We start from the raw sequence: 2,708 nt of genomic DNA on the forward strand, positions 1-2,708 counted from the left end.
GCCCAGCGCGGCGGCAGCGGTCAGGACTGCCAGGGTGGTTTTCAACACTTTCATTCACAACCTCCAAATCGCTCTTGTTGTATCGAGCCGGAATTGCACCGCACCCTTTTGAGGCATGTCCGACCCGTATTGGCTAGTTATTGGGTCAATTGGCGCAATGGGCTGTTCTATGACAGCCTTCGCGTACAAAGGGTGTTACCGTCACGGCCCGCCCTTTGCATCGCACCTTGAACTGCAAAGCGCGTACCAAATGTTTTGGCTGGAGCGTTTAAGCGTTCGTCAAGTAGGGAAAGTTGTATCGTTGCGACATTCTTTTTCAGGCAATCCTGTACAGCGCTTTTTTTTAACGCACACAACACGATCACCCGCACTCTTTCGGAGCAGTCATGACCAACCCGCTGATTCTCGAACCACAGAAAACCGCTGATGCCTGTGTGATCTGGTTGCACGGCTTGGGAGCCGACCGTTACGACTTCCTACCCGTAGCCGAATTCATGCAGGAGCGTTTGACCAGCACTCGCTTCGTGATGCCCCAGGCACCCACCCGCCCGGTGACCATCAATGGCGGCTATGCCATGCCCAGCTGGTACGACATCAAGGCCATGACCCCGGCCCGCGCCATAGACGAGGCTCAGTTGGAGGAGTCGGCCGAGCAAGTGGTGGCGCTGATCAAGGCGGAGCAGGCCAAAGGCGTCAGCTTGTCGCGCATCTTCCTCGCCGGTTTCTCCCAGGGCGGCGCGGTGGTGTTGCACACTGCCTATATAAAGTGGCAAGAGGCGCTGGGTGGGGTCATCGCCCTGTCCACCTACGCCCCCACCTTCAATGACCAACACCAGCTCAGTGCCTGCCAGCAACGCACCCCGGCCCTGTGCCTGCATGGCGTGCACGACCCGGTGGTGATCCCGGCCATGGGCCGCACCGCCTTCGAGTACCTGAACACCTGGGGCGTAGCTGCCCGCTGGCACGAATATCCAATGGAACACGAGGTAGTGGTCGAAGAGTTGAGCGACATCCACGACTGGCTGGCAAAGCAACTGCAATGAGCCAAGGCCGCCTGTAGTTGTAAGGCTATTCCACTACGCCACGCCCGATTCTTGCATTACACTGCCCGGCGTACATTCCTTAATCAGTTGATGAGACGATCGTGCTCAAGGCACTCAAGAAAATATTCGGCAAGGGAGAGGCTGCACCACAGGCCGCCGCTCCTGCTGCCAGTGTGACGCCGCCTGCGCCGGCACCCGCCAGCGAGGCGCAACCGGCGGCCCCACGCGCCAACCCTACCCCCAAGGCAGAATCGCCTGTTGCCGCAACGCCAGTGGCCGACAAGCCGGCCAAGGACAAACCACGTCGCGAGCGCAAGCCCAAGCCCCAGGCCAGCCTGTGGAAACTGGAAGACTTCGTGGTCGAGCCGCAGGAGGGCAAGACCCGCTTCCACGACTTCAAGCTGTCCAGCGAGGTGATGCACGCGATCCACGACCTGGGCTTCCCCTACTGCACGCCGATCCAGGCGCAGGTGCTGGGTTACACCCTGCGTGGCCAGGATGCCATCGGCCGTGCCCAGACCGGCACCGGCAAAACCGCAGCGTTTCTGATCTCGATCATTTCCCAGCTGCAGCAGACCCCTGCACCCAAAGAGCGCTACATGGGTGAGCCGCGGGCGCTGATCATCGCGCCAACCCGCGAGCTGGTGGTACAGATCGCCAAGGATGCTGCGGCGCTGACCAAGTACACCGGCCTGAACGTCATGAGCTTCGTCGGCGGCATGGACTTCGACAAGCAGCTCAAGGCCCTGGAAGCGCGCCACTGCGACATCCTGGTGGCTACACCGGGCCGCCTGCTGGACTTCAACCAGCGGGGCGAGGTGCACCTGGACATGGTTGAAGTGATGGTGCTGGACGAAGCCGACCGCATGCTCGACATGGGCTTCATTCCGCAAGTGCGCCAGATCATTCGCCAGACGCCGCCCAAAAGCGAGCGCCAGACCCTGCTGTTCTCGGCCACGTTCACCGAGGACGTGATGAACCTGGCGAAGCAATGGACCACCAACCCGGCCATCGTCGAGATCGAACCGGAGAACGTGGCCAGCGAAACGGTCGAGCAGCATGTCTATGCGGTGGCCGGCAGCGACAAGTACAAGCTGCTGTACAACCTGGTGACCCAGAACCGCTGGGAACGGGTGATGGTGTTCGCCAACCGCAAGGACGAAGTGCGGCGCATCGAGGAAAAACTGGTGCGCGACGGCATCAACGCCGCCCAATTGTCGGGCGACGTGCCGCAACACAAGCGTATTCGTACCCTGGAGAACTTCCGCGAAGGGCGCATCACCGTTCTGGTCGCCACCGACGTGGCCGGGCGCGGGATCCACATCGACGGCATCAGCCACGTGATCAACTTCACCCTGCCAGAGGACCCGGACGACTACGTGCACCGCATTGGCCGTACCGGCCGTGCCGGCACCAATGGCGTATCGATCAGCTTTGCCGGGGAAGATGACTCGTATCAGCTGCCGGCGATCGAAGAGCTGCTGGGGCGCAAGATCAAATGCGAGATGCCGCCGGATGAGCTGCTGAAGCCGGTGCCGCGCAAGCATCACTGACCCGTGGCTGGGAATACATATCCCCCTGTAGGAGCGGCCTTGTGTCGCGATAGGGCCGCACAGCGGCCCTAGGATTTCAGCTTCAACGCATCAATTGCCGGGGCCGCTTTGC

The 2,708-nt window shown here is 61.2% G+C and carries 2 protein-coding genes; both read left to right on the forward strand.

All coding sequences use genetic code 11. From position 1 onward, the window contains the following. The first annotated feature begins 386 nt into the window (after positions 1–386). Positions 387–1,043 (forward strand): alpha/beta hydrolase, encoded by a 657-nt coding sequence (locus tag G1E_RS18170; RefSeq protein ID WP_009684451.1) that lies wholly within the window; start codon positions 387–389, stop codon positions 1,041–1,043. Between the two features lie 101 nt (positions 1,044–1,144). After that, positions 1,145–2,596, forward strand: a complete 1,452-nt coding sequence (gene rhlB, locus G1E_RS18175) for an ATP-dependent RNA helicase RhlB (protein WP_009684452.1) — start codon at positions 1,145–1,147, stop codon at positions 2,594–2,596. The last annotated feature ends 112 nt before the right edge of the window (positions 2,597–2,708 follow it).

Origin of the sequence: Pseudomonas sp. TJI-51 (assembly GCF_000190455.2) — a bacterium.
GTDB lineage: Bacteria > Pseudomonadota > Gammaproteobacteria > Pseudomonadales > Pseudomonadaceae > Aquipseudomonas > Aquipseudomonas juntendi.